This is a genomic window from Streptomyces sp. NPDC027962 (assembly GCF_055566095.1).
Map to the genome: position 1 here is coordinate 273,622 of NZ_JBVHTA010000002.1, position 19,375 is coordinate 292,996.

A 19,375-nucleotide genomic window follows, 5' to 3' on the forward strand; every position below is an offset into this window, starting at 1 on the left:
ACCATGACGCAAGACACTTCGCTCCGCTTCCGCGAGTTCAAGATGCCCGACGTGGGCGAGGGACTCACCGAGGCAGAGATCCTCAAGTGGTATGTCCAGCCCGGCGACACCGTCACCGACGGCCAGGTCGTGTGCGAGGTCGAGACGGCCAAGGCGGCCGTCGAGCTGCCCATCCCGTATGACGGCGTGGTGCACGAGCTGCGCTTCGCCGAAGGCACCACCGTCGACGTCGGCACGTCGATCATCACGGTCGACGTCGCGCCCGGCAGCGGTGAAGCAGCCCCCGCCGAGGCCGCCGCGGTCCCCGCCGCGCAGACCGAGGCGTCCCCCGTCGCGGAGGCCGCCGCGCAGGCCGTCACCGAGACCGCCACCGAGGCCGAGGAGGCCAAGCCGCAGGGCCGTCAGCCCGTACTCGTCGGCTACGGCGTTGCCGAGTCGTCCACCAAGCGCCGGCCGCGCAAGCAGACCGGCACCCCCGAGCAGAGCCCGGTGACCGCCGCCGTCCAGGCGGAGATGAACGGCCACGGCGCGCCGACAGCGCCGCGTCCGCTCGCCAAGCCGCCGGTGCGCAAGCTGGCCAAGGACCTCGGCATCGACCTGGCGACGGTCACCCCGACCGGCCCCGACGGTGTCATCACCCGCGAGGACGTCCACGCGGCAGCCGCCCCGGCGGCGGTCGCCGCCCCCGTTGTGCCCGAGCCGGCCACCGCGCCGGAGCAGGTCTCCGCACCGCTCGCCACCGGCGTCCGCGAGACCCGTATCCCCGTCAAGGGCGTACGGAAGGCCACCGCCGCCGCGATGGTCGGCAGCGCCTTCACCGCGCCGCACGTCACGGAGTTCGTGACGCTCGACGTGACGCGGACGATGAAGCTCGTGGAGGAGCTCAAGGCCGACAAGGACATGGCGGGGCTGCGGGTCAACCCGCTGCTGCTCATCGCCAAGGCCCTGCTGGTCGCGATCAAGCGGAACCCGGAGATCAGCGCCTCCTGGGACGAGGCCAACCAGGAGATCGTGCAGAAGCACTACGTCAACCTGGGCATCGCGGCGGCCACGCCGCGCGGTCTGATCGTCCCGAACATCAAGGACGCGCACGACAAGACGCTGCCGCAGCTGGCCGAGTCCCTCGGCGAGCTCGTCGCGACGGCCAGGGAGGGCAGGACCACCCCGGCGGCGATGCAGGGCGGCACGGTGACCATCACCAACGTCGGCGTCTTCGGTGTCGACACCGGCACGCCGATCCTCAACCCCGGCGAGTCGGCGATCCTCGCGGTCGGCGCGATCAAGCTCCAGCCCTGGGTCCACAAGGGCAAGGTCAAGCCCCGGCATGTCACCACGCTGGCGCTCTCCTTCGACCACCGCCTGGTCGACGGCGAGCTCGGCTCGAAGGTGCTCGCGGACGTCGCCGCGATCCTGGAGAATCCGAAGCGGCTCATCACCTGGGCCTGACGGCCCCGATGCCGTGTTCCACGTGAAACGCCCGGCCGGTTCCCCCGGCCGGGCGTCCGCGTTCGGGTGCGGGGGCCGGGAGCAGGACAAATCCGTACGGAGCAAGGGGTGGGCATGGAAACTCTCGGATCGCTCTTCGTGCCGGCGCTGGTGGGCGGAGTCCTCGTGGCGGCGGCGGCCGTGGCGGTCGTCCTCGTTTGTGTCGGCCGGTGGCGCAGGAGGTCCCTGGCGGACATGGCGCGCCAGGAGGAGTCTTCGACCGCACCGGTCTCCGCGGCGGTTACGCGATGACGGCTTCGCCGCGCCACTGAGCCTCCGCCGGACCTACGCAACCGAGCCGCGTCCGTATCGCGGACGCGGCTTTCTGGTTGAACCCTGTTGTATCTAAGCTGTGTGCATGCCCGCCGCCGTGAAGCAACCCCCTGCCGCCGAACGCGTCTACACCCACATCAAGCAGGCCGTCCTCGACCGCCGTTACGAGGGCGGGACGCTGCTCACCGAAGGCGAACTGGCGGACGCAGTAGGCGTCTCACGCACCCCCGTACGCGAAGCGCTGCTCAAGCTCGAAGTCGAAGGGCTCATCAAGCTCTACCCCAAGAAGGGCGCCCTCGTTCTCGCCGTGTCCGCGCAGGAGATCCGCGACGTCGTGGAAACCCGGCTGCTCGTCGAGGAGTTCGCGGTGCGCAAGGCCGTGCCCGCGCCCGCCGCGCTCGTCACACGCCTCGAGGAACTGCTTGCGGAGCAGAAGCGGCACGCCAACGCGGGCGACCTGGCCGCCTTTGCCGTCAGCGACCGCTGCTTCCACGCGGAGATCGTCAAGCACGCCGGCAACGAGATCCTCTCCAGGCTCTACGACCAGCTGCGCGACCGTCAGCTCCGCATGGGCGTCGCCATGATGCAGGCGCTTCCCGACCGCATCACCCGCAACCACGAGGAGCACTCCGAGATCCTCGAGCGGATCAGGGCCGGCGACGCGGACGGCGCGGCCGCCTGCGTGCGCGGCCACCTCGGCAGGGTCGAGGGGCTTGTCCGGGGTGAGGCCCGGTGAGCGGCTCAGGGCCCGCGGTCTCCCTGCCCGGTGATCCCCCCGGCGGCCGCCGCGCCGCCGCGGTGTGGGGCATCGGCGTCTCCGTCTACTTCGTGGCCGTCATCTTCCGTACCAGCCTGGGCGTCGCCGGCCTCGATGCCGCCGACCGCTTCGGCGTCAACGCCTCCGCCCTGTCCACCTTTTCGATCCTCCAGCTGCTGGTCTACGCGGGCATGCAGATACCGGTCGGCCTGATGGTCGACCGGCTGGGTACCAAGAAGGTGCTCACCATCGGCGTGGTGCTGTTCACCGTGGGCCAGTTGGGGTTCGCGCTGTCCCCCTCGTACGGGACGGCGCTCGCCTCGCGCGCACTGCTCGGCTGCGGCGATGCCATGGCCTTCATCAGTGTGCTGCGGCTGGGGTCACGCTGGTTCCCCGCGCGTCGTGGGCCGCTCATCGGGCAGGTCGCCGCGCTCTTTGGGATGGCGGGCAACCTCGTTTCCACCCTCGTCATCGCCCGGATGCTGAACCCAATGGGCTGGACCGCCACCTTCGCGGGCAGCGCGGTGGCCGGCGTGGTCGTGCTGGTGCTGCTCTCGCTCTTCCTCTCGGACCACCCGGAGGGCCACGAACCGCCGCCCGCCCAGCACGCGGGATCGGCCTTCGTACGGAAGCAGATCGCCGAGTCGTGGCGCGAACCCGGCACGCGGCTCGGCATGTGGGTCCACTTCACGACCCAGTTCCCCGCCATGGTGTTCCTGCTTCTGTGGGGCATGCCGTTCCTTGTGGAGGCACAGAGGCTCACCCGGGAGGTCGCGGGCGGCCTGCTGACGCTGGTGGTGCTCTCCAACATGCTGGTGGGCCTGGTCTACGGGCAGGTGATTGCCCGCCACCATGCGGCGAGGGTGCCACTGGCCCTGGGTACGGTCGGAGCAACCGCGACCCTATGGGCGGCAACCATTGCGTATCCGGGCGAACCGGCCCCCATGTGGCTGCTGATCACACTGTGCACGGTCCTTGGGGCATGCGGGCCGGCGTCGATGATCGGCTTCGACTTCGCTCGTCCGGCAAATCCGCCGGAGCGGCAGGGGACGGCATCCGGAATCGTCAATATGGGTGGATTCATAGCCTCGATGACGACTTTGCTGGCGGTGGGGGTCCTGCTGGACGCCACCGGCGACAGCTACCGCATCGCCTTCGCATCGGTCTTCGTGCTGGAGGCGATCGGGGTCACCCAGATCCTGCGGCTGCGCGCCCGCGCGGCCAGGCGTGAACGGGAACGGCTCGTCGCGAGCCGGGTGGAGACCGTGCACGTCCCGGCGTGACGACGGGCGCCCACCGGTGCCCTGAGTCCCGCGGCCCTTGGCGCGCCGTCCCAGGGCCGCGCCGGGGGTCTGCGCGCCGTCGGCTACGGAGTCATCGCGAACTCGCGCAGGATCGCCGCCGCGAGCTCGGTGTCCCCGTCCACCTTGATCCGGTCCGACACGGCGGCGGGCCTGACACGACCGCAGGCCAGCCGGTAGTAGGTCTCCCAGTCCAGGGTCAGGGTCACCAGGGGGCCCAGCGAGGGCGAGCCGTCGATGGAGCCACGGCCATCGGCGTCGACCCGCACGGTCCGCAGGAACTCGACCGGGCCGTGCACGTCGAAGACGACGGCCGAATTCGCGGGCGCCCCCGCGTCCTTGGCGACCACCTTGGGCAGACCGTCGAGCAGCACGTCCCGAGTGACGTACGCGCCGGGGGAGTCGACGTTGCCCGGCTTGTTCAAGGCGGTCCGCAGGTCCTGTTCGTGCACCCAGGTGTCGAAGGCCCGCATCCGGTAAGCGACTTCGACCGTCTGCTCGGCGCCGAGCGGGGCGCGGACCAGCGTGTCCGGGCTGCGGTTCTCGTTGCGCAGCTGGCGTGCCCGGCGAATCATCGTGTACTCGAGCTCAGAGGTCATCTCCGGCGCCGTGTGGTGCCGGCGCACATCGACCTGCATCTCCATGTAGCGGGCGAATTCGCTCTGCACATGGTAGAGATCGCGCGGCAGGGAGTGGATGGGCCGGGGGTCACCGAGCATCTCGCATTCCAGGCCGATGACATGCGAGACGATGTCACGCACCGACCAGCCCGGACACGGCGTGGCGCGGTTCCACTCGCCCTCGACGAGCGGCTGCACCAGTTCCGCTATCGATTCGACGGCGTGGGTCCAGGCATCGGCGTAGGTCTGGAGGCTGGGATGGACGGTCACGGGACCCCTCGGCGGTCGTACGCGGACAAACTGGACTGGCGGCGGCTGTGGGGGTCCGGGGGTGGCCCCCGGATGAGCACAGTACGCTGCCCGAAGGCACCCCGGCAGTGCTTTCGTGTGACGATCGTAGGCCCGTGTTGACGGCTCGAATGCCAGGACGGTGGTAGTGTGCGCGCCTCCCTCATCCAGATCGCAGTAGAACCGGACGAAACGGTTGAATCGCGCAGGCGGCGTGTGGCCTCGCTGGTGCGAGAACAGCGGGGCGCCGAACTGGTGGTCCTGCCCGAGCTCTGGCCCGTGGGAGCCTTCGCCTACCAGCAGTTCGAGGCGGAGGCGGAGTCACCCACCGGACCCACCTGCGAAGCCATGGCCAAGGCCGCGAGCGACGCCGGGGTCTGGTTGCACGCCGGTTCCATCGTCGAGAAGGCCGCCGACGGCACCCTCTACAACACCGCCCTGGTCATCTCCCCCGCGGGCGAACTCGCCGCGACCTACCGCAAGATCCACCGCTTCGGCTTCGACAAGGGCGAAGCCGTGATGATGGGCGCCGGCCAAGACCTCGTGACCGTCCCCCTGCCGGACCTCACCCTCGGCCTCGCCACCTGCTACGACCTCCGCTTCCCCGAGCTCTTCCGCGGCCTGGTGGACGCCGGCGCCCAGGCGCTCGTCGTCCCCGCCGGCTGGCCTGCCCGCCGCCGCGAGCACTGGACCCTGCTCGCCCGCGCCCGCGCCGTGGAGAACCAGGCGTACGTCCTGGCCTGCGGCACCGCGGGCACGCACGCCGACGTGGAGCAGGCCGGCCACAGCATCGTCGTCGACCCCTGGGGCGAGGTGCTCGCGGAGGCGGGCGCCGGCGAGGAGGTCATCACCGTGGACCTCGACCCGGCGAAGGTCGCCTCCACGCGCGAGGTCTTCCCGGCTCTCAAGGACCGCCGCCTGGGCCTCCCCGCGCCGCGCTGAAGCCCGCCGTGCGACCGGCCCGCGCCTCGCCGGGGGCGGGCCTTGTCGCCGCGCTCAGCCGGACTCCCGTTCCTTCTCCGCCATCCGGACCACGCACACCGCCACCGCGATGAGCAGCGCCGCGTCCGCGTCCTCCCGCACCACGTCCACCCCGTACGAGTCCCGCAGGGTCAGCCACCGACGCGAGATGTGCGCCAGCAGCTCCCCCTCGTACTCCACGGCGAACTCCCGGTCCAGGATCCGTCCGCTGACATCGAGCGCGGTCCCCTCGGCGAGGTCGACCCGGTAGTGGTTGCGCAGCAGCGACAGACGCTTCCTGCGGACCGTGGCGAGCGTCTCCCCGCCCCGTTCGATCGTCATGGCGTCCCGCAGGGCGAACATCTTCTGGCGCAGGGTGATCAGCACCCGCCCGTCCCGGTCCTTGACCTCGAGCGTGTCCCGCAGCCGCAGCGCCTTCCCGTCGACCAGGAACGCGTGGCGACCGTGCTCGTCCTCGATCCAGTAGTCGTCGCCGATCGCGAAGATCTTGTCCCGCACCAGGTACTTCATGGCGGAATCCGTACCCCTGCGGGTTGCGGCCGAACACCGCCGACCGGCCCGCACCCCTCGCCGACCTGGCCGTATGCGTGTGATCCGGCGTCCGCGCACGGATGGCAAGCTTGAACCATGAACGATGCCGCCCCCGCGCCCACGCCCCGCCGTGCCCGTGTCCGTGCCCCCGAGCTGATCGGCAAGGGGGGCTGGATCAACACCGGCGGCAAGGACCTGAAGCTCGCCGAGTTCCGAGGTCGCACATTGATCCTCGATTTTTGGACCTTCTGCTGCGTCAACTGCCTGCACGTCCTCGACGAGCTGCGCGAGCTCGAGGAGAAGCACCGCGACACCGTGGTGATCATCGGCGTCCACTCGCCCAAGTTCGTGCACGAGGCCGATCACCAGGCTGTCGTCGACGCCGTCGAGCGCTACCAGGTGCACCACCCCGTGCTCGACGACCCCGAGCTCGCCACCTGGAAGCAGTACGCCGTGCGCGCGTGGCCGACGCTCGTCGTCATCGACCCCGAGGGGTACGTCGTCGCCCAGCACGCGGGCGAGGGGCACGCCCACGCCATCGAGAAGCTCGTCGAGGAGCTGGAGGCCGAACACGCGGCCAAGGGCACACTGCGCCGCGGCGACGGCCCGTACGTGCCGCCGGAGCCGGTCGCCACCGATCTGCGTTTCCCCGGGAAGGCCGTGGTGCTGCCCTCCGGGAACCTCCTCGTCTCCGACTCCACCCGGCATCAGCTGGTCGAGCTGGAGGAGGACGGCGAGAGCGTGGTGCGCCGGATCGGCGACGGGGAGTTCAACGAGCCGCAAGGCCTCGCCCTGCTGCCCGACGGCCGTGTCGCCGTCGCCGACACCGTCCACCACGCCATCCGCGCCTACGACCCGGAAACCGGCGCCGTCGAGCTGCTCGCCGGGACCGGCAAGCAGTGGTGGCAGGGCTCGCCCACCTCCGGGCCGGCGCTCGAGGTGTCGCTCTCCTCGCCGTGGGACGTGGCCTGGTGGCAGGGAAGGCTGTGGATCGCCATGGCCGGGGTGCACCAGCTGTGGACGTACGACCCGGAGGCCGGAACGGTGCAGGTCGCCGCGGGTACGACGAACGAGGGGCTGGTCGACGGGCCGGCGGCCGAGGCCTGGTTCGCGCAGCCGTCCGGTCTCGCGGCCACGGCGGACCGGCTGTGGATCGCCGACTCCGAGACGTCCGCGCTGCGCTGGATAGACCGGGAGTCGGTGGTGCACACGGCGGTCGGCACGGGTCTCTTCGACTTCGGGCACCGCGACGGCGACGCGGGGCAGGCGCTGCTGCAGCATCCTCTGGGCGTCACGGCGCTGCCCGACGGGTCCGTCGCCGTCAGCGACACGTACAACCACGCCCTGCGCCGCTTCGATCCGTCGAGCGGTGAGGTCACGACGCTCGCCACGGACCTGCGCGAGCCCAGCGGGGCCGTGCTGGTCGGCGAGGACATCGTGGTCGTGGAGTCGGCCAGGCACCGGCTGACCCGGCTGCGACTGCCCGAGGAGGCGGTACGCGTCGAGGCCGTCGCCCACCGCACCCGGCGCGCCGCCACCGACGTGGCGCCGGGTGCCCTGCGGCTGGACGTGGTCTTCGAGGCCCCGGCCGGCCAGAAGCTGGACACCCGCTACGGCCCCTCGACCCGGCTGCTGGTCTCCGCCACCCCGCCGGAGCTGCTGCGGGCGGGCGACGGCGCGGGTACGGACCTGAGCCGGGATCTCGAGATCGACCCGTCCGTCTCCGAGGGCGTGCTGCACGTCTCCGCGATGGCGGCCTCCTGCGACGACGCCCCCGAGAACGAGTATCCGGCCTGCCATGTGCACCAGCAGGACTGGGGCGTTCCGGTCAAGGTCACCGAGGGCGGCGCGGCCCGGCTGCCGCTGGTCCTCGCCGGTATGGACCGGGCGCAGTAACCGGGCGCCGGCGCCGGGGCGGTCGGCGTGCCCCGGTCGCCTCGGCGAGGCTTCTGCGCCGCTCCGGCGGAACAGGCGCGGGCCGCCGGGCCTTGCGCGTGCTCGGGCGGCCGGTGACGGATCGCCGGTCGCCGGTCGGGATCAGCCCTGCAGGAACGCGGTCAGTGCGTTCGCGAGCAGGTACGGGTCATCGGCTCCGCAGAGCTCGCGGGCGCTGTGCATCGACAGGATCGCGACGCCGACGTCGACCGTGTGGATGCCGTGCCGTGCGGCGGTGATGGGGCCGATGGTCGTGCCGCAGGGCATGGCGTTGTTGGACACGAACGTCTGCCACGGCACGCCGGCCTTCTCGCAGGCCGCGGCGAACACGGCCCTGCCCTGGCCGTCGGTGGCATAGCGCTGGTTGACGTTGACCTTGAGGATGGGTCCGCCGTTGGCGCGCGGGTGGTGCGTGGGGTCGTGGCGCTCGCTGTAGTTGGGGTGCACGGCGTGGCCGGTGTCGGAGGAGAGGCAGACGGTGCCGGCGAAGGCGCGTGCACGGTCCTCGAAGCTGCCGCCGCGCGCGAAGACGGAGCGCTCGAGGACGGAGCCGAGCAGCGGGCCGTCGGCGCCGGTGTCCGACTGGGAACCGTTCTCTTCGTGGTCGAAGGCGGCGAGGACGGGGATGTAGGGCAGGTCGGAGGAGGCGGACACCGCGGCGAGTGCGACGGTTCCGGCGTGCACGGACAGGAGGTTGTCCATCCGCGGACCGGCCACCAGCTCGCGGTCGCGCCCGAGGTAGGAGGGCGGCTCGATCGAGTGGGGCATCAGGTCCCAACCCCTGACCTGGCCCTCCTCGATGCCCGTCTCCTGCTCCAAGAAGCGGATCAGGTCGCCTTCCTCGACCTTGCCGAGCCCCCAGATCGGCTGCATGTGGCGCTGACGGTCGAGCTTGAGGCCGTCGGTGTTGACGGAGCGGTCGAGGTGGACGGCGAGCTGAGGTACGCGCAGCAGTGCCCGGTCGATGTTCACCAGCCGGTGGGAGCCGTCGCGCAGGGTGAGCCGGCCGGCCAGTCCCAGGTCGCGGTCGAGCCAGGTGTTGAGGAGGGTGCCGCCGTAGACCTCGACGGCGATCTGCCGCCAGCCGTGTGCGCCCGTGTCCGGCAGGGGCTTGACCCGCAGGTTCGGCGAATCCGTGTGGGCGCCGACGATACGGAAGGGGGTGTGGGGCGAGGCGCCTTCCGGCACGTACCAGGCGATGAGCGCGCCGCCGCGCAGTACGTACTTGCCGCCGGTGGTCGCGTCCCAGGCTTCCGTTTCCAGGACCTGCCGGAAGCCGGCCTTCTCGAGCCGCTCGGCCGCTGCCGCGACCGCGTGGTACGGCGAGGGTGCGGCCGTGAGGAAGGTCATGAGGTCGTCGGTGTGGCCGCGATCGAATCGGGCAGGTTCGCTGCTCATGGAGTTCACCTTAACGAGGGGTATTGGTGGCCCGGTTGTCGATCCGTGACACCCCGTCCACGGCGTGCGGGCCGTGGCCGGAAACGGCCCTGTCGTCCGGCCGGGCAGAGGACAGGGTACCGAGGGGACGCGACAGGGCCGCCGCCCGAACGAGTCGGACGGCGGCCCTGGGCCTGACGGAGTGGACGGGCTAGAACGCGGCCTCGTCCAGGTCCATCAGCGAATTGTCGACGGTCTCGGCGAGCGCGCGCTCGACGGAGACGCCCGGCAGGACGTTGGCGGCGAAGAACTTCGCGGCCGCGATCTTGCCCTGGTAGAACGGCACGTCCTTGGCGGAGGCGGTCTCGAGCTTCTCGGCGGCCACGGCCGCGCCGCGCAGCAGCAGGTAGGCGACGACGACGTCACCGGAGGCCATCAGCAGGCGGGTGGTGTTGAGGCCGACCTTGTAGATGTTCTTGACGTCGTCGCCCGTGGCGATGAGGTCGCCTGTCATCGTGCCGACGATCGCCTCGAGGTCGACGGCGGCCTTGGCGAGCGCGTCGCGGGCGGCGGCCAGCTCCTCGCCGCCGGTGCCGACGGCCAGGAACTTCTTGATCTCCTCGGAGAGGGCGTTGAGCGCCTGGCCCTGGTCGCGGACGATCTTCCGGAAGAAGTAGTCCTGGCCCTGGATGGCGGTGGTGCCCTCGTAGAGGGTGTCGATCTTGGCGTCGCGGATGTACTGCTCGATCGGGTACTCCTGCAGGTAGCCGGAGCCGCCGAAGGTCTGCAGGGACTGCGCGAGCTGCTCGTACGACTTCTCGGAGCCGTAGCCCTTCACGATGGGCAGCAGCAGGTCGTTGAGCGCGACAAGGGCCTTGGTGTCCTCGCCCGCGGCCTCCTTGACGGCGATCTCGTCCTGGATGGAGGCGGTGTACAGCACCAGGGCGCGCATGCCCTCCGCGTACGCCTTCTGCGTCATCAGGGAGCGGCGCACGTCGGGGTGGTGCGTGATGGTGACCTTGGGCGCGGTCTTGTCCGCGAAGTTCTTCAGGTCGGGGCCCTGGACGCGCTCCTTGGCGTACTCCAGCGCGTTGAGGTAGCCCGTCGACAGGGTGGCGATGGCCTTCGTGCCGACCATCATCCGGGCGAACTCGATGATCATGAACATCTGGCGGATGCCGTCATGCTTGTCGCCGATGAGCCAACCCTTGGCGGGGTGCTGGTCGCCGAAGGTCATCTCGCACGTGTTGGACGCCTTGAGGCCCATCTTGTGCTCGACGTTCGTCGCGTACACGCCGTTGCGCTCGCCCAGCTCGCCGGTCTCCCAGTCGAAGTGGAACTTCGGGACGAGGAAGAGCGACAGGCCCTTGGTGCCGGGGCCGTGGCCCTCGGGGCGGGCCAGCACGTAGTGGAGGATGTTCTCCTCCATGTCGTGCTCACCGGAGGTGATGAAGCGCTTCACGCCCTCGATGTGCCAGGAGCCGTCCTCCTGCTGCACGGCCTTGGTGCGGCCCGCGCCCACGTCCGAGCCGGCGTCCGGCTCGGTGAGGACCATGGTGGAGCCCCAGCGCTTCTCGACGGCTATCTCGGCGACCTTCTTCTGCGCCTCGTTGCCCTCCTCGAAGAGGATGCCGGCGAAGGCGGGGCCGGAGGAGTACATCCAGATGGCCGGGTTCGAGCCGAGCAGCAGCTCCGCGTAGGACCAGATCAGGGAGCGGGGCGAGGTGGTGCCGCCGATCTCCTCGGGCAGGCCCAGGCGCCAGTACTCGGAGTCCATGAAGGCCTTGTAGCCCTTCTTGAAGCTCTCGGGGACCGGAGCGGTGTTGGTCGCCGGGTCGAACACCGGAGGGTTGCGGTCGGCGTCCGCGAACGACTCGGCCAGCTCGTTCTCCGCGAGCCGGGCGATCTCGTCGAGGATCGACTTGGCGGTGTCGACGTCCATCTCCGCGAACGGGCCGGTGCCGTACAGCTTGTCGCGCCCGAGGACCTCGAAGAGGTTGAACTCGATGTCGCGGAGATTCGACTTGTAGTGCCCCATGGCGACGGCTCCGTAAGGTTCGGAAGTTGGATTTCTCATCCACGTACCAGCAAGTAGCTATGATGATGCTACCCGTCGGTAATAAGACGCAACCCCCATGGGGCAACTGTGACTCGTTACTCTTGCGGGCATGTACGGCTACGACCAGACTCCGGGCGCTCAGCAACAGCAGTACGTGCCCCAGCAGCCCTCCTACGGGGAGCAGCCGCTGTATCCCGAGCCGTCGCCGCCGTCCCTGGCCGACGCGGTGCGGGCCTTCACGACGGGGTCGATGTCCGCCGAGGACTTCCAGCAGATCTTCGCGACCTCCAAGGTCTACTGTCCGCGCGGTGACAACCCCGGCTTCCTGGCTCTGCACAACACCCAGCAGCCGGTCATCCCGATGTTCACCTCGCTCAAGGAGCTGCGCAGGTACGCCGGCAAGGAGTCGAAGTACTTCGTGATCACCGGCGCCGAGGTGATCGACCTGCTGCCGACGGGGTACGGCTTCGTGCTCGACATGGAGGGTGAGCACCGGATGGTCTTCGACGCCAAGGCGGTCGAGCAGATGGTCGACTTCGCCATGCGCAGGATGTACGGCTGAGTCCTGACGCCGCTGCCGCACGGCCGTTGCTTCTCACGCCCGGGAGGAATTCCTCCCGGGCGTTCTTCGTTGGCGCTGGCGAGAAGTTAATTCTTCAACTAAAGTCGCACAAGGAGGTCCGCCATGCCCGCAGTGACTGTCGAGAACCCGCTCACCCTGCCGCGCGTCGCCGCGCCCGCCGATGCCGTCGCGCGACCCGTGCTCGCCGTGACCACGGCGCCGAGCGGTTTCGAAGGGGAGGGCTTCCCGGTGCGGCGCGCATTTGCCGGGATCAACTACAAGTACCTCGACCCGTTCATCATGATGGACCAGATGGGCGAGGTGGAGTACGCGCCCGGCGAGCCCAAGGGCACGCCCTGGCATCCGCACCGCGGCTTCGAGACCGTCACGTACCTGCTCGACGGCACCTTCGTGCACCAGGACAGCAACGGCGGCGGCGGAACCATCCGGAACGGTGACACGCAGTGGATGACCGCCGGAAGCGGGCTCCTGCACATCGAGGCGCCGCCGGAGGGGCTCGTCGTGTCCGGCGGTCTCTTCCACGGGCTCCAGCTGTGGGTGAACCTGCCCGCGAGCGACAAGATGATGGACCCCCGTTACCAGGACATCCGCGGCGGCCACGTCCAGCTGCTGACCTCCCCGGACGGTGGCGCGCTGCTGCGCGTCATCGCCGGTGAGCTCGACGGGCACCAGGGCCCCGGCATCACCCACACCCCGATCACGATGATCCACGCGACCCTCGCCCCGGGCGCCGAGATCACGCTGCCGTGGCGCGAGGACTTCAACGGTCTCGCGTACGTCCTCGCGGGCCGTGGCGCGGTCGGCCAGGAGCTGCGGCCGGTCCGCACGGGCCGGACGGCAGTCTTCGGCGACGGTGGCTCCCTCACGGTCAGGGCGGACGAGTCGCAGGACTCGAACGCGCCGGACCTGGAGATCGTGCTGCTGGGCGGACGGCCGATCAGGGAGCCGATGGCGCACTACGGGCCGTTCGTGATGAACACGCAGGCGGAGCTGAGGCAGGCCTTCGAGGACTTCCAGCGGGGTCGCCTCGGCACGGTCCCCGCCGTCCACGGAATGCAGGTCGACGACTCCGCTTGACGGTGCGTCACCCGTGCGGACCGAGTGGGCGGGACGGGCCCGGGCAGCCGTGGTCGGCTGGGGGCTGTGCCCCCGTCGAAGCCGCTGCTGCCCGAGTCCGTGAGGCGCCTTGCCGCATGGTGCCTCGTCGCGCTGCTGGTCACGGGTGTCGCGGCCGTCGCGATCTGGCTCGTCATCACGTTCCAGACCGCTGTGACGCCCGTACTCCTCGCGCTCCTCGGGACCGCGCTGCTCGGGCCGCTGTACCGGCGGCTGATCCGGATGAAGGTGCAGCAGTCGCTGGCCGCCGGCCTGACCTGCGTCGCCGTGGTGGCCGTCGTCGGCGGGGCCGTCTACGTCGTCGTCCGCGCGCTGGTGGAGACCGGCGACCAGATCATCGCCTCACTGCGGCAGGCCGCCGCCGATCTGTCCCGGCACTTCGGCGCCGCCGGAACGTCTCTCGACGACCTGGCGGCCAAGGCCAGGGAACTGCTCGGCAACTTCGGCGGAACCGCCGCGTCCGGTGTGATCTCCGGGCTCGGCGTGGTGAGCGAGATGATCGCGATCGCCGTGCTGGCACTGCTGCTGATCTTCTTCTTCCTGCGGGACTCCGACCGGGCCGTCACGGCGCTGCGCTCCCTCGCACCCGGTGACAACGGAGAATTCCTCGAGGCGATCGCCCGCCGTGCCTTCGGCGGCGTCGAGGGCTTCATGCGCGGCACGACCTTCATCGCGCTGATCGACGCGGCCTGCATCACGACAGGGCTGCTGATCCTTCGGGTGCCGGGCGCGGTCGGCCTCGGCGCCCTCGTCTTCGTCGGCGCGTACATCCCCTACCTCGGCGCGTTCATCTCCGGAACGGTCGCCGTCCTGGTCGCCCTCGCCAACCGCGGGGTCGTCATCGCGCTGTGGGCGCTGGGAGTGGTGCTCGCCGTGCAGGTGCTGGAGGGGCATCTGCTCCAGCCGCTGATCCAGAGCCGTACGGTCCACATGCACCCCGCGGTGGTGCTGCTGGCCATCACGGCGGGGGCGAGCCTCGCGGGCATCCTCGGCATGCTGCTCGCCGTGCCGGTCACCGCGGCCGCGTTCGGGGTCGTCCGCGAGCTGCGCGCCCGCTACGCCCCCACCCCGGGTGCCGGCCGCCCCGAGGTGTAGAGCTCGAACCGGATCAAGCTCGAACCGGATCGACTGGTTCTCGGCCCTCGCCCCACGCCGCTCGCCGTCCGCACACATCCCGGCCGCCGGGAGCGGTCAGGCGGCGTCGCGCCCATGTCAATGGGCTCCGCGGGTGCCGGGCGGTAACCTTGCACAGGTTGTGTCCCCCGAACGCTCAAGACTGGATGAACGACGATGCATCGGTACAGGTCCCACACCTGCGGCGAGCTCCGCGCCTCTGACGTCGGTACCGACGTCCGGCTGAGCGGCTGGCTGCACAATCGGCGCGACCTGGGCGGCATCCTCTTCATCGATCTGCGTGACCACTACGGCATCACGCAGCTCGTCGCCCGGCCCGGCACCAAGGCCGCCGAGGTTCTCGACAAGCTGACGAAGGAAACCGTCGTCCGCGTCGACGGCAAGGTCGTCTCCCGCGGCGCCGAGAACGTCAACCCCGAGCTGCCCACCGGCGAGATCGAGGTCGAGGCCGCCGAGGTCGAGGTCCTGGGCGCCGCCAAGCAGATCCCGTTCACCATCAACGCCGACGACGGCGTGAACGAGGAGCGCCGCCTCGAGTACCGCTTCCTCGACCTGCGCCGCGAGCGCATGCACCGCAACATCATGCTGCGCACTGCCGTCATCTCCGCCATCCGGCAGAAGATGACCGCGCTCGGCTTCAACGAGATGGCGACCCCGATCCTCGCCGCGACCTCTCCCGAGGGCGCGCGTGACTTCGTTGTCCCGTCCCGCCTGAACCCCGGCAAGTTCTACGCGCTGCCGCAGGCCCCGCAGCAGTTCAAGCAGCTGCTGATGATCTCCGGCTTCGACCGCTACTTCCAGATCGCACCCTGCTTCCGCGACGAGGACGCCCGCGCCGACCGCTCGCCGGGCGAGTTCTACCAGCTCGACGTCGAGATGAGCTTCGTCGAGCAGGAGGACGTCTTCCAGCCGATCGAGAAGCTGATGACCGAGCTCTTCGAGGAGTTCGGTGGCGGCCGCCATGTCACCTCCCCGTTCCCGCGGATCCCGTTCCGCGAGGCGATGCTGAAGTACGGCTCCGACAAGCCGGACCTGCGGGCGCAGCTCGAACTGGTCGACATCACGGACGTCTTCCAGGGCTCGGAGTTCAAGGCGTTCGCCGGCAAGCACGTCCGCGCGCTGGCCGTGCCGTCCGTGCAGGACCAGCCGCGCAAGTTCTTCGACGGCCTCGGCGACTTCGCGGTCGAGCACGGCGCGAAGGGCCTGGCCTGGGTCCGTGTCGGCGAGGACGGCGGGCTCACCGGCCCGATCGCCAAGTTCCTCACCGAGGAGAACGTCAAGGTCCTCACCGAGCGCCTGGGCCTCGCCCCCGGCCACGCCGTCTTCTTCGGCGCCGGTGACTTCGACGAGGTCTCCAAGATCATGGGCGCGGTCCGCGTCGAGGCGGCCAAACGCGCCGGCCACTTCGAGGAGGACGTCTTCCGGTTCTGCTGGATCGTCGACTTCCCGATGTACGAGAAGGACGAGGAGACCGGCAAGATCGACTTCTCGCACAACCCGTTCTCGATGCCGCAGGGCGGTCTCGAGGCCCTGGAGACCCAGGACCCGCTGGACATCCTGGGCTGGCAGTACGACATCGTCTGCAACGGCGTCGAGCTCTCCTCCGGCGCGATCCGGAACCACGAGCCCGAGATCATGTTCAAGGCGTTCGAGATCGCGGGCTACGCACGGGAGACCGTCGAGCACGAGTTCGCCGGCATGCTCCGCGCCTTCGAGTACGGCGCCCCGCCGCACGGCGGCATCGCCCCCGGCATCGACCGCATCGTGATGCTCCTGGCCGACGAGCCGAACATCCGCGAGACGATCGCCTTCCCGCTCAACGGCAACGCGCAGGACCTGCTGATGGGCGCCCCGACCGAGCTGGACGACGCCCGCCTGCGCGAGCTGAACCTCGCGCTGCGCAAGCCGGTCGCCAAGCCGGGCGAGTAGCACCCGCCGGAGCCCGTCGTGAGGAAGGACCCCGGAACCGTGAGGTTCCGGGGTCCTTCCTCGTTCTGGGGGCCGGGACCCCGTCGTGGTCCCGGCCCCCTGAGCGTCTACGACGCCCTCAGACCTTCTTCGGCTCCTCCAGACGCGGGAACAGCACCGCGCCCTTCGTCACCGTCGCGCCGGCCGGCAGCCGGCCCCAGTCGCCCGCCTCCTGGACCTTCTGGTCCGCGAGTGCGCCCAGCGGAGCCTCCGCACCGAGTGAGTCCCACAACTTCTGGGACGTCTCCGGCATGATCGGGTTCAGCAGGACGGCGACGGCCCGCAGCGACTCGGCCGCCGTGTAGAGGATCGTCGCCAGACGCGCCTGGCCCTCCGGCGACTCGTCCTTGGCCACCTTCCACGGCTCCTGCTCCGTGATGTAGCCGTTGACCTGCTTCACGAAGTCGAACACGGCCAGGATGCCGCCCTGGAAGTCGAGCTCGTCGCCGATCTTCCGGTCGGCCTCCGCGACGGCCTTCGCGAGCCCGTCCTGGACCGCCTTCTCCGCGTCACCGGCGGCGGTGGCCTCCGGCAGCGCGCCGCCGAAGTACTTGCCGACCATCGCCGCCACACGGGAGGCGAGATTGCCGTAGTCGTTGGCGAGCTCGGAGGTGTACCGGGCGGTGAAGTCCTCCCAGGAGAACGAACCGTCCTGGCCGAACGCGATCGCGCGGAGGAAGTACCAGCGGTACGCGTCCACACCGAAGTGCGAGGTCAGGTCCTGCGGCTTGATGCCGGTCAGGTTCGACTTCGACATCTTCTCGCCGCCGACCATCAGCCAGCCGTTGGCCGCGATCTTGCCGGGAACCGGCAGGCCCTGCGCCATCAGCATCGCCGGCCAGACCACCGCGTGGAAGCGCAGGATGTCCTTGCCGATGAGGTGGACGTTCGCCGGGAACGTCTCGTTGAACTTCTCCGGGTTCTCGTTGTAGCCGACCGCCGTCGCGTAGTTCAGGAGCGCGTCGATCCACACGTAGATGACGTGCTTCTCGTCCCACGGCACCGGGACGCCCCAGTCGAACGTCGAGCGCGAGATCGAGAGATCCTCAAGGCCCTGCTTGACGAAGTTCACGACCTCGTTGCGGGCCGACTCGGGCTGGATGAAGCCCGGGTTCGACGCGTAGAAGTCCAGCAGCTTCGGGCCGTACTCGCTGAGCTTGAAGAAGTAGTTCTCCTCCTTGAGGATCTCCACCGGCTTCTTGTGGACCGGGCACAGCTTGGTGCCGTCCTCGGCCTCGACGAGGTCGCCGGGGAGCTTGTACTCCTCACAGCCCACGCAGTAAGGGCCCTCGTACCCGCCCTTGTAGATCTCGCCCTTGTCGAAGAGGTCCTGCACGAACTCCTGCACACGGTCCGTGTGCCGCTTCTCCGTGGTGCGGATGAAGTCGTCGTGTCCGATGTTCAGGTGCTCCCAGAGGGGCTTCCAGGCCTCCTCCACGAGCTTGTCGCACCACTCTTGGGGCGTGACGCCGTTCGCCTCCGCGGTGCGCATGATCTTCTGACCGTGCTCGTCCGTGCCGGTGAGGTACCACACCTTCTCGCCACGCTGACGGTGCCAGCGTGTGAGCACGTCGCCTGCGACGGTCGTATAGGCGTGGCCCAGGTGAGGAGCGTCGTTGACGTAGTAGATGGGGGTCGAGACGTAGTACGCCGTCGCCCCCTGCTTCTCGGATCCAGTGGCCGCCATGGTCGAAATCCTATCGGGCCCCGGAAGATCGACTCACACGCGTTCCGCGTGCCCCCGGTGACGTCCGGGCGGGGCTTCCCGCCAGGACGTCACCGAGGAGGCGTCGCGCCTACGGGCGCGTCTACGGGCGCCAGGCCCCGAGGACGCCCGTGAACAGCTCGGCGTGCGGGAGCTCGCGGGGCGCGGGGCCGGCGTGGAAGAACGCGGTGTTGCCGGCCTGGAGCTTGCGGAGGTAGTCGAAGGCCTTGGCGTCGTGCTCGCCGAACGCGACGAACTGCCAGAACACCGGCTTGTCGGCGGCGGCCGCGAGGGCTGCGGTGGCGGCGGTCTTCGACTCCGGGGCACCGTCGGTCTGGAAGATCACGAAGGCGGGGGCGCCGGTGTTCTTCTTGGCGTGCAGGGAGAGGACCTCCTCGACGGCGAGGTGGTAGTTGGTACGCCCCATCCGGCCGAGGCCGGCGTTCAGCTCGTCGACACGGCCCTCGGGGGAGTCGAGGGTGAGCTCGCCGGTGCCGTCGATCTCGGTCGAGAAGAACACGACATCGACCGTCGCGTCGGCGTCGAGGTGGGCCGCGAGTGCGAGCGCCTGCTCGCCGAGGTGCTGGGCGCTGCCGTCCTTGAAGTAGGGGCGCATGGAGCCGGACCGGTCGAGCACGAGGTACACCCGTGCGCGGGCCCCGGTGAGCTGTGCCTTCTTGAGGGCGGCGCCGGCGGCCTTGTACGCGTCCACGATGTGCGGCGCCCGCGCCTTGACCCGCGCGACCCCGACGGCGGCTCGCCCGCCGCCGCCTTCGGCGGGGGTGTCGGCCGCGTCGGTGTCGGGCGCGACGGGGGCGTCCACGGTGGTGTCGGCGTCGTCGGCCTGCGGCTCGGCCGGGTCGACCCCGCTCGCGGCGTCGGCCGTGACTGCTTCCGCGGCTGTGGCGTCCGCGGCCTCTGCCTGTGGTTCGGCCGCGTCGGGCGCGTCGGCTTCCGCGGCGGGGGCGTCGTTCTGCGGTTCGGGCGCGTCGGGGGCGATGGCCTCCGCGGCTGTGGCGCCAGAGGCGGGGGCGTCGTTCTGCGGCTTGAGTGCGTCCGGCGCGACGGCCTCCGTGTCGGGGGTTGGCTCCGGCTCGTTCTGCGGCTCGGGCGCGTCGGCTTCCGCGGTGGTGGTGTCCGTGGCCTCTGCCTGGGGTTCGGCCGCGTCGGGCGCGTCGGCTTCCGCGGTGGTGGTGTCCGTGGCCTCTGCCTGGGGTTCGGCCGCGTCGGGCGCGTCGGCTTCCGCGGTGGTGGTGTCCGTG

16 protein-coding genes are annotated in these 19,375 nt (G+C 70.1%); 10 read left to right on the forward strand and 6 right to left on the reverse strand.

Features of this window, described 5'->3' with window-relative positions:
- Positions 1-3: 3 nt before the first annotated feature.
- From ACZ4SA_RS02910 to ACZ4SA_RS02925, 4 genes are all read left to right on the forward strand, one after another.
- Positions 4-1,446 carry a dihydrolipoamide acetyltransferase family protein gene (locus ACZ4SA_RS02910; protein WP_468269128.1) on the forward strand — a complete coding sequence of 481 codons (1,443 nt, stop codon included), beginning with the start codon at positions 4-6 and terminating at the stop codon, positions 1,444-1,446.
- 114 nt (positions 1,447-1,560) lie between these two features.
- Positions 1,561-1,737 carry a hypothetical protein gene (locus tag ACZ4SA_RS02915; RefSeq protein ID WP_468269130.1) on the forward strand — a complete coding sequence of 59 codons (177 nt, stop codon included), beginning with the start codon at positions 1,561-1,563 and terminating at the stop codon, positions 1,735-1,737.
- Between the two features lie 106 nt (positions 1,738-1,843).
- Positions 1,844-2,494: a GntR family transcriptional regulator gene (locus ACZ4SA_RS02920; RefSeq protein WP_468269132.1), complete on the forward strand. Its 651-nt coding sequence runs from the start codon at positions 1,844-1,846 to the stop codon at positions 2,492-2,494.
- Positions 2,491-3,798 carry an MFS transporter gene (locus ACZ4SA_RS02925; RefSeq protein ID WP_468269134.1) on the forward strand — a complete coding sequence of 436 codons (1,308 nt, stop codon included), beginning with the start codon at positions 2,491-2,493 and terminating at the stop codon, positions 3,796-3,798. Before ACZ4SA_RS02920 ends, ACZ4SA_RS02925 begins: the two co-directional genes overlap by 4 nt.
- Before the next feature lie 83 nt (positions 3,799-3,881).
- Here ACZ4SA_RS02925 and ACZ4SA_RS02930 read toward each other — a convergent pair whose 3' ends face one another.
- Complete coding sequence (locus tag ACZ4SA_RS02930) at positions 3,882-4,706, reverse strand: maleylpyruvate isomerase family mycothiol-dependent enzyme (protein ID WP_468269136.1); 825 nt, start codon at positions 4,704-4,706, stop codon at positions 3,882-3,884.
- A gap of 168 nt (positions 4,707-4,874) precedes the next feature.
- Between ACZ4SA_RS02930 and ACZ4SA_RS02935 the strand changes: the two genes are divergently transcribed.
- Positions 4,875-5,666 carry a carbon-nitrogen family hydrolase gene (locus tag ACZ4SA_RS02935; protein WP_468269138.1) on the forward strand — a complete coding sequence of 264 codons (792 nt, stop codon included), beginning with the start codon at positions 4,875-4,877 and terminating at the stop codon, positions 5,664-5,666.
- A gap of 54 nt (positions 5,667-5,720) precedes the next feature.
- Here the strand turns inward: ACZ4SA_RS02935 and ACZ4SA_RS02940 are convergent, their stop codons facing one another.
- Positions 5,721-6,215 carry an LURP-one-related/scramblase family protein gene (locus tag ACZ4SA_RS02940; RefSeq protein WP_468269140.1) on the reverse strand — a complete coding sequence of 165 codons (495 nt, stop codon included), beginning with the start codon at positions 6,213-6,215 and terminating at the stop codon, positions 5,721-5,723.
- 117 nt (positions 6,216-6,332) lie between these two features.
- Between ACZ4SA_RS02940 and ACZ4SA_RS02945 the strand changes: the two genes are divergently transcribed.
- Positions 6,333-8,132: an NHL domain-containing thioredoxin family protein gene (locus tag ACZ4SA_RS02945; RefSeq protein ID WP_468269142.1), complete on the forward strand. Its 1,800-nt coding sequence runs from the start codon at positions 6,333-6,335 to the stop codon at positions 8,130-8,132.
- A 141-nt stretch (positions 8,133-8,273) separates the two neighbouring features.
- On the opposite strand, the gene ACZ4SA_RS02950 is transcribed toward ACZ4SA_RS02945, so the two are convergent.
- Both ACZ4SA_RS02950 and ACZ4SA_RS02955 read right to left on the reverse strand, forming a co-directional pair.
- Complete coding sequence (locus tag ACZ4SA_RS02950; protein ID WP_468269144.1) at positions 8,274-9,569, reverse strand: M18 family aminopeptidase; 1,296 nt, start codon at positions 9,567-9,569, stop codon at positions 8,274-8,276.
- Between the two features lie 190 nt (positions 9,570-9,759).
- Positions 9,760-11,586 (reverse strand): acyl-CoA dehydrogenase, encoded by a 1,827-nt coding sequence (locus ACZ4SA_RS02955; protein ID WP_468269146.1) that lies wholly within the window; start codon positions 11,584-11,586, stop codon positions 9,760-9,762.
- A gap of 130 nt (positions 11,587-11,716) precedes the next feature.
- Between ACZ4SA_RS02955 and ACZ4SA_RS02960 the strand changes: the two genes are divergently transcribed.
- From ACZ4SA_RS02960 to aspS, 4 genes are all read left to right on the forward strand, one after another.
- Positions 11,717-12,169, forward strand: a complete 453-nt coding sequence (locus tag ACZ4SA_RS02960) for an SseB family protein (protein ID WP_403857040.1) — start codon at positions 11,717-11,719, stop codon at positions 12,167-12,169.
- 123 nt (positions 12,170-12,292) lie between these two features.
- Positions 12,293-13,267, forward strand: a complete 975-nt coding sequence (locus ACZ4SA_RS02965) for a pirin family protein (protein WP_468269149.1) — start codon at positions 12,293-12,295, stop codon at positions 13,265-13,267.
- 66 nt (positions 13,268-13,333) lie between these two features.
- The gene (locus tag ACZ4SA_RS02970; RefSeq protein WP_468269151.1) at positions 13,334-14,401 is read left to right on the forward strand and encodes an AI-2E family transporter; all 1,068 of its coding nucleotides are present in this window, start codon (positions 13,334-13,336) and stop codon (positions 14,399-14,401) included.
- Positions 14,402-14,596: 195 nt separating this feature from the next.
- The gene (aspS, locus tag ACZ4SA_RS02975) at positions 14,597-16,369 is read left to right on the forward strand and encodes an aspartate--tRNA ligase (RefSeq protein WP_468269153.1); all 1,773 of its coding nucleotides are present in this window, start codon (positions 14,597-14,599) and stop codon (positions 16,367-16,369) included.
- 118 nt (positions 16,370-16,487) lie between these two features.
- Here the strand turns inward: aspS and metG are convergent, their stop codons facing one another.
- Positions 16,488-18,095 (reverse strand): methionine--tRNA ligase, encoded by a 1,608-nt coding sequence (gene metG, locus ACZ4SA_RS02980; protein ID WP_468269155.1) that lies wholly within the window; start codon positions 18,093-18,095, stop codon positions 16,488-16,490.
- Positions 18,096-18,216: 121 nt separating this feature from the next.
- Positions 18,217-19,375: VWA domain-containing protein (locus ACZ4SA_RS02985; RefSeq protein ID WP_468269157.1), on the reverse strand; the 1,159-nt coding region annotated here is incomplete at its 5' end.

What these genes read in the sequence shown, in the direction of transcription:
- ACZ4SA_RS02910 (WP_468269128.1), top strand. Translation starts at nt 4, where the DNA reads ATGACGCAAGACACTTCGCTCCGCTTCCGCGAGTTCAAGATGCCCGAC.
- ACZ4SA_RS02915 (WP_468269130.1), top strand. Translation starts at nt 1,561, where the DNA reads ATGGAAACTCTCGGATCGCTCTTCGTGCCGGCGCTGGTGGGCGGAGTC.
- ACZ4SA_RS02920 (WP_468269132.1), top strand. Translation starts at nt 1,844, where the DNA reads ATGCCCGCCGCCGTGAAGCAACCCCCTGCCGCCGAACGCGTCTACACC.
- ACZ4SA_RS02940 (WP_468269140.1), bottom strand. Translation starts at nt 6,215, where the DNA reads ATGAAGTACCTGGTGCGGGACAAGATCTTCGCGATCGGCGACGACTAC.
- ACZ4SA_RS02945 (WP_468269142.1), top strand. Translation starts at nt 6,333, where the DNA reads ATGAACGATGCCGCCCCCGCGCCCACGCCCCGCCGTGCCCGTGTCCGT.
- ACZ4SA_RS02950 (WP_468269144.1), bottom strand. Translation starts at nt 9,569, where the DNA reads ATGAGCAGCGAACCTGCCCGATTCGATCGCGGCCACACCGACGACCTC.
- ACZ4SA_RS02955 (WP_468269146.1), bottom strand. Translation starts at nt 11,586, where the DNA reads ATGGGGCACTACAAGTCGAATCTCCGCGACATCGAGTTCAACCTCTTC.
- ACZ4SA_RS02960 (WP_403857040.1), top strand. Translation starts at nt 11,717, where the DNA reads ATGTACGGCTACGACCAGACTCCGGGCGCTCAGCAACAGCAGTACGTG.
- ACZ4SA_RS02965 (WP_468269149.1), top strand. Translation starts at nt 12,293, where the DNA reads ATGCCCGCAGTGACTGTCGAGAACCCGCTCACCCTGCCGCGCGTCGCC.
- aspS (WP_468269153.1), top strand. Translation starts at nt 14,597, where the DNA reads ATGCATCGGTACAGGTCCCACACCTGCGGCGAGCTCCGCGCCTCTGAC.
- metG (WP_468269155.1), bottom strand. Translation starts at nt 18,095, where the DNA reads ATGGCGGCCACTGGATCCGAGAAGCAGGGGGCGACGGCGTACTACGTC.